The organism is Neorhizobium sp. BETTINA12A, assembly GCF_023006485.1.
Classification (GTDB): Bacteria; Pseudomonadota; Alphaproteobacteria; order Rhizobiales; family Rhizobiaceae; genus Neorhizobium.
Map to the genome: position 1 here is coordinate 1 of NZ_JALBGW010000232.1, position 5,630 is coordinate 5,630.

Below are 5,630 nucleotides of genomic sequence, written 5' to 3' on the forward strand. Positions count from 1 at the left end.
GCTTGACCGGCGGACGCCATGCGGGCCGCAATGCGCTGATCGGTGCCGGTATCGGTGCGCTTGCCGGTGGCGGCATCGGCGCCTACATGGACAATCAGGAAGCGGAACTGCGCGCCCAGCTGCAGGGCACCGGTGTTTCCGTGACCCGCGTCGGCGACCGCATCATCCTCAACATGCCGTCGAACATCACGTTCGCCACCGACCAGGACCAGGTGATCCCGCCCTTCTACCGGACGCTGGATTCCGTCGCGATCGTGCTGAACAAGTTCAACCGCACTCTGATCGACGTCAACGGCCATACGGACTCGACCGGCAGCTTGCAGCATAACCAGGCTCTTTCCGAGCGTCGCGCCGCTTCTGTTGCCAACTATCTCGGCAGCCGTGGCGTGGACCAGCGCCGCATGTCAACGATGGGTTTTGGACCGTCGCAGCCGGTCGCCACGAACGCGAGCCCGGACGGCCGCGCCCAGAACCGCCGCGTCGAAGTGGCGATCGCGCCGATCACCCAGGGCTGATCAAGAAAATCGGATGAAGAAGGCGAGCCGCTCAGATGCGGCTCGTCAGCAGCTTCAGGCCGGCAATGCTATAAAACACCGCCATCGTGCCTTCGACCCAGCGTCGTGCGGCCTTGTAGCCGCGCAGCGCGTGGGATGTCGAAAACACCATCGCATAGGTGGTGAAGATCAGCAGGCTCGAGCTCATGCAGACGCCGATGATCAAAAGGATCGCCGAGGTCGGCGCATTTTCCGGCAGGCCGAGCGAAATGATCGCCAGCCAGGCAAAGATCGCCTTCGGATTGGTGACGTGGACCGCGTAGCCGCGCAGCCAGAGCTGGCGGGCGGTGTAGTTGGTTTTCGCATTGCCGAGAGCGACCTTGGAATCCGGCAGGCGTGCGGATTTATAGGCCTTCCAGGCCAGGTAGATCAGGTAGATGCCGCCAAGGACCTTCATGATCTCCAGCGCGATCGCATAGTTGCGCAGCAAGGCCGCGAGACCGAGAGCTGCCGCCGTCGCCCAGGTCAGCGAACCGCTGGCGATGCCGAGCGCGGTGATCAGGCCGGCGCGGCGGCCTTGCGAGATCGAGGTGCCGATGATCGCGAAATTGGCCGGGCCGGGGCTCGCGACGTTGATGACATAGGCGACGTAGGCCGGCCACATGTAGGGCAGATAACTGAGGGCGTCCGGCATTCTCGTTTCCTATCCCTGTTTAGTTTTCCCGGCTGGCGATGAAGCGCGCCGTCTCCTGCAGAACGGACGCCTTCTCACCGTAGGGCGCAAGCAGTTCCACGGCTTCGGCCGTCAAAGCATCCAGCCGGTCTTCCGCCCAGCCGATGCCATGCAGGGCGACGAGGGTGCCCTTGCCGCGGCCGGCGTCCTTTCCGGTCGCCTTGCCCATGGTTTCGGCATCCGAAGTCAGGTCGAGCAGATCGTCGGCGAGTTGGAAGGCAAGGCCGATCTTCTGGCCGAACAGCCGCAGCCGCTGGCGATGTTCCGGCTCAGAGCCGGCGACGATCGCGCCCGCCTCGCAGGCAAACCGCAGCAGCGCACCTGTTTTCATCGCCTGCAATGTGGTGATCCCGGCCTCGTCGGGCGGCGATTTTTCCGCGGCGAGATCGAGCGCCTGGCCACCCGCCATGCCGCCGGGACCTGCGGCGCGGGCAAGCGACAGCACGAGTTCCGTTTTCAGCCGGTCGGCCAGCAGGGTTTCCGGCGCGGCGATGATGTCGAAGGCATAGGTCAGCAGGCTGTCGCCGGCAAGGATGGCGGTCGCTTCGTCGAAAGCCTTGTGGACGGTCGGCTGGCCACGGCGCAGGTCGTCGTCGTCCATGGCCGGCAGGTCGTCGTGGATCAGCGAATAACAATGCAGGCACTCGAGCGCAACGCCGACCCGAAGTGCCATATCGGCCGGGCCACCGAGCAGGGCCGCACTCTCGCGGACGAGAAAGGGCCTCAGCCGTTTCCCGCCGTTCAGCGATCCATGCCGCATGGCGGCCATCAGATGCGCCGGGCGGGTCGTCTCGTCGGAAAGAGGGGTATCGGACAGGAGAGACGAAAGCAGCGCTCCCGTCTCGGCGGCGCTCTGCCGCAGGCGTATTTCGAATGCCGTTTTCGCGTCCGTCATGGCCGCTGTTTGGCACGCCGATGGTTGGCTGGCAACGGCGATTCACCCAGACATGCGAAGTTTTCGGCGCCGGACTCGCCTTGGCCACGTTGAGCGGTTATGAAACTCAAAACGAGGGACGAGTGGGATATTGGACTTCACACCCGAACAGCAGGTGCAGGAGGAGGAGCCCGTGAGGGCCGGCTGGAGACGGCGCCCGGTTTCGGGCAATCTGATCCGCCGGATCGTGCTGATCGCGATCGCGCTGGTGGTGTTGCCCTATCTGTTGATCTTCGTCTACACGCTTCCATTCACCCGCCCCGTTTCGACGCTAATGCTGTCGGAACTGGCGCTGTTTCGTGGATACGACCGGCGCTGGGTGAGCCTCGACCAGATCTCGCCCAATCTCGTCCGTTCGGTGATGATGTCGGAAGACGGCCAGTTCTGTTTTCATGGTGGCGTCGACTGGAACCAGATGCGCGGGGTGGTCGAGGATGCCCTCGACGGTGAGGCGACGCGGGGCGCCAGCACCATTCCGATGCAGACCGCCAAAAACCTGTTCCTCTGGAACGGCCGCTCGTTCATCCGAAAGGGGCTGGAGCTGCCGCTGGCGCTCGGCGCAGACCTCGTCTGGTCGAAACGCCGGATGATGGAGATTTATTTGAACATCGCCGAATGGGGGCCGGGCATCTATGGCGCGGAGGCAGCGGCGCAATATCATTTCAAGGTGCCAGCTTCGAAACTGAGCGCCCGCCAGGCGGCACTTCTGGCCGTAGCACTTCCCAACCCGATCACCCGCGTGGCCAGCAAACCGAGCCGCGGCGTTCAGCAACTGGCCGTGCTCGTCGAGCGCCGGGCGCGGGGATCCGGCGATTACATCAAATGCATTTATGATTGAGGTCTATCGATTTCATTGGTCGTCTCCTGGCAAGGCCATTATGAGGCTCATAAACCAACCGGAGAGTGGCCCATGGAAAAGCTTACCCTTTATATCGGCAACAAGAATTATTCTTCCTGGTCCTTCCGCCCCTGGATCGCGCTGACGGCGGCCGGCATTCCTTTCGAGGAAGTGCTGATCCCCTTCGACTTCCCGGCCGGCAATCCGAAATTCAAGACGATCTCGCCGACCGGCAAGGTGCCGGTGCTGCACCAGGGCGACATCAGGGTGTGGGAATCGCTTTCGATCATCGAATACGCCGCCGAGCTTTTCCCGGACAAGGGCATCTGGCCGAAGGCTGCCGCCGACCGCGCGGTGGCGCGTTCCGTCTCGACGGAGATGATTTCCGGCTTCGGCGCGCTGCGCAACGCCTGTCCGATGAACATGCGCCGTCCGAAGGCGAGGCTCGCTGTCGCCGACGGCGTGATGGACGATGTCGCTCGCATCGAGACGATTTGGCGCGAGCTCCGGGCAAAATCCGGCGGCCCCTTCCTGTTCGGTGTATTCTCCGGAGCGGATGCGATGTTCGCGCCTGTCGTCAGCCGTTTTGACGTCTACGATCTCACGACGGATCCGGAAACGCTCGCCTATATCGCGGCAATGAAATCGCATCCGGCTTGGCTCAAGTGGCAGGACGCAGCCCTTGCCGAAACCTGGATCGTGCCGGAAGACGAAGTTTGAGCGGGAATTCCGAAAAAATAGGCTTGGGGACTGGTCAAAGCCCTGGGGGGCATGTATAAGCCGCCCAAATTTCCGAGATCGAGACATGTCCAATCGGCCTCAGTTCCGGCCGGGGATTATGTTTTGCACGCAAGTGGAGTAACGAAAATGGCTGTACCGAAGAGAAAAACGAGCCCGTCGAAGCGCGGTATGCGCCGCTCCGCAGACGCACTCAAGGCTCCGACCTATATCGAAGACAAGAACTCCGGCGAACTGCGCCGTCCGCACCATGTCGATCTGAAGACCGGCATGTATCGCGGTCGCCAGGTTCTGACGCCGAAGGAAAGCGCATAAGCGTTCCTAGGTTCTATTGCATCGAAGGCCGGCTCTGCCGGCCTTTTTTGTTGCGCGAAGACTTGTTTTGTTGCGCGAAGACTTGCGAAAGCAGGGCAAGTACGTACAGTCCGGCCACGTCGACTGGAGTTCTGGACCATGCTTGCCGCATTGCCGCTGATGATCATCCCGTTCATTCTCTACAATCTCGCCATGCTCGGCATTCTGGGCGGCGGCGGGGTTGCGTCGCTCGGCACCGTCATCAGCTCGCTTCAGATGCTGTCGGGTGCCGTCTGGACCATGACGCTCGGCGACGTGATCATCGTCGTCTCGCTGGTCTTCCTGTTCGTGGAAATCCTGAAAGCCAGCCGCAATGGCCGCGGCTCGCTGATCAACCACATGCTGTCGATGCTGGTTTTCATTGCCTATCTGGTCGAATTTCTGCTGGTGCGGGATGCCGCGACGCAGATCTTCTTCATCCTGATGACGATCACCTTCGTCGACGTCATCGGCGGCTTTGCGGTAGCAATCCGTTCGGCCGGCCGCGACGTGTCGATCGGGCTCTGACGGCTCATCCAGATTTTAAAGATTGTCGAGGCGGCTCTGCAGGTTGCGGAGCTGTTCCTTCAACTCGTCGATGTCCTTGGCGTCGGTCTTCTTGGCGGCAGGTGCCTGGGGCTGGCCCGCAAACGGTGAGAACATCTGCATGGCCTGACGGAACATGTCCGTGTTGCGGCGCACTTGTTCTTCCATCATCTGGATCGGCATCTGCAGGTTCTTGCTGAGCGGCGTATCGCCGAAGGCGCGGGTCATCTGTTCGCGCATCTGAACCTGCTGGTCGGTAAAAGCCTTCATCGAGTGTTCGAGAAAGGTTGGCACCACCATCTGCATCTGGTCGCCGTAATAGGAAATCAGCTGCCGCAGGAAGGAAATCGGCAGCAGCGTGTTGCCGGTCTTGGACTCCTGCTCGAAGATGATCTGCGTCAGAACCGAATGGGTAATATCGTCGCCGCTCTTGGCGTCCTGAACGGTGAATTCCTCGCCCTTCTTCACCATCTTCGCCAGGTCTTCCAGCGTCACATATGTGCTGGTGCCCGTGTTGTAGAGGCGCCTGTTGGCATATTTCTTGATTATGATTTCGCCTTCGGTCTTCGCCATGATTGCCTCCTGCTCCCGTCAATATGGTTTGGTCATTATCGATTGGCATGCTTCTCCCAACAGGAATGTAAGCCTAAATGACGAGGACTTACAAACGATTTGTGCGGCGCGGTGATTGCTTTGTTGCGCAGCAAACCCGTGAAATCTAACGGGCATTTTCGAAACGCCCGACGGGTTGGCAGCGGCGTTCAGCTGCCGTTTGACTCTCGGCTCAAGCTTTGCCAGTCTCGCAGACAAATAACGGATAAGAGGAAACGTCCATGACCAATCCATCTATCGTGATCGCTGCCGCAGGCCGTACCGCGGTTGGCTCCTTCAACGGCGGCTTTGCCAATGTGCCGGCCCATGAGCTGGGTGCGGCGGCGATCAAGGGTGCGCTCGCGCGCGCCGGCATCGAGGCGGCGGAAGTGGACGAGGTCATCCTCGGCCAGGTCCTGCCGG

At 61.3% G+C, this 5,630-nt stretch carries 8 protein-coding genes and 1 pseudogene; 6 read left to right on the forward strand and 3 right to left on the reverse strand.

Annotation, left to right across the window (positions count from 1 at the left end; all coding sequences use genetic code 11):
- A partial coding sequence (locus MOV61_RS27870; protein WP_247138909.1) for an OmpA family protein occupies positions 1-515 on the forward strand: 515 nt, incomplete at its 5' end.
- A gap of 31 nt (positions 516-546) precedes the next feature.
- On the opposite strand, the gene MOV61_RS27875 is transcribed toward MOV61_RS27870, so the two are convergent.
- Positions 547-1,188 carry a LysE family translocator gene (locus tag MOV61_RS27875; RefSeq protein WP_247138910.1) on the reverse strand — a complete coding sequence of 214 codons (642 nt, stop codon included), beginning with the start codon at positions 1,186-1,188 and terminating at the stop codon, positions 547-549.
- A 19-nt stretch (positions 1,189-1,207) separates the two neighbouring features.
- Complete coding sequence (locus MOV61_RS27880; RefSeq protein WP_247138911.1) at positions 1,208-2,122, reverse strand: polyprenyl synthetase family protein; 915 nt, start codon at positions 2,120-2,122, stop codon at positions 1,208-1,210.
- A gap of 130 nt (positions 2,123-2,252) precedes the next feature.
- Here MOV61_RS27880 and mtgA point away from each other — a divergent pair, with 130 nt between their 5' ends.
- The 4 genes from mtgA (at position 2,253) to MOV61_RS27900 (ending at position 4,598) form a co-directional block, all read left to right on the forward strand.
- Positions 2,253-2,999: a monofunctional biosynthetic peptidoglycan transglycosylase gene (gene mtgA / locus MOV61_RS27885; protein ID WP_408962442.1), complete on the forward strand. Its 747-nt coding sequence runs from the start codon at positions 2,253-2,255 to the stop codon at positions 2,997-2,999.
- 72 nt (positions 3,000-3,071) lie between these two features.
- On the forward strand, positions 3,072-3,719 hold the full coding sequence (locus MOV61_RS27890; RefSeq protein WP_247138912.1) for a glutathione S-transferase family protein: 648 nt from the start codon (positions 3,072-3,074) through the stop codon (positions 3,717-3,719).
- Between the two features lie 147 nt (positions 3,720-3,866).
- Positions 3,867-4,052 carry a 50S ribosomal protein L32 gene (gene rpmF / locus MOV61_RS27895; RefSeq protein ID WP_038546808.1) on the forward strand — a complete coding sequence of 62 codons (186 nt, stop codon included), beginning with the start codon at positions 3,867-3,869 and terminating at the stop codon, positions 4,050-4,052.
- 138 nt (positions 4,053-4,190) lie between these two features.
- Positions 4,191-4,598: a hypothetical protein gene (locus MOV61_RS27900; protein WP_038546806.1), complete on the forward strand. Its 408-nt coding sequence runs from the start codon at positions 4,191-4,193 to the stop codon at positions 4,596-4,598.
- Between the two features lie 15 nt (positions 4,599-4,613).
- Here the strand turns inward: MOV61_RS27900 and phaR are convergent, their stop codons facing one another.
- Positions 4,614-5,189, reverse strand: a complete 576-nt coding sequence (gene phaR, locus MOV61_RS27905) for a polyhydroxyalkanoate synthesis repressor PhaR (RefSeq protein ID WP_038546804.1) — start codon at positions 5,187-5,189, stop codon at positions 4,614-4,616.
- Positions 5,190-5,449: 260 nt separating this feature from the next.
- On the opposite strand from phaR, the pseudogene MOV61_RS27910 reads away from it, so the two are divergent.
- Positions 5,450-5,630, forward strand: a pseudogene (locus tag MOV61_RS27910) (acetyl-CoA C-acetyltransferase); the annotation flags it as partial.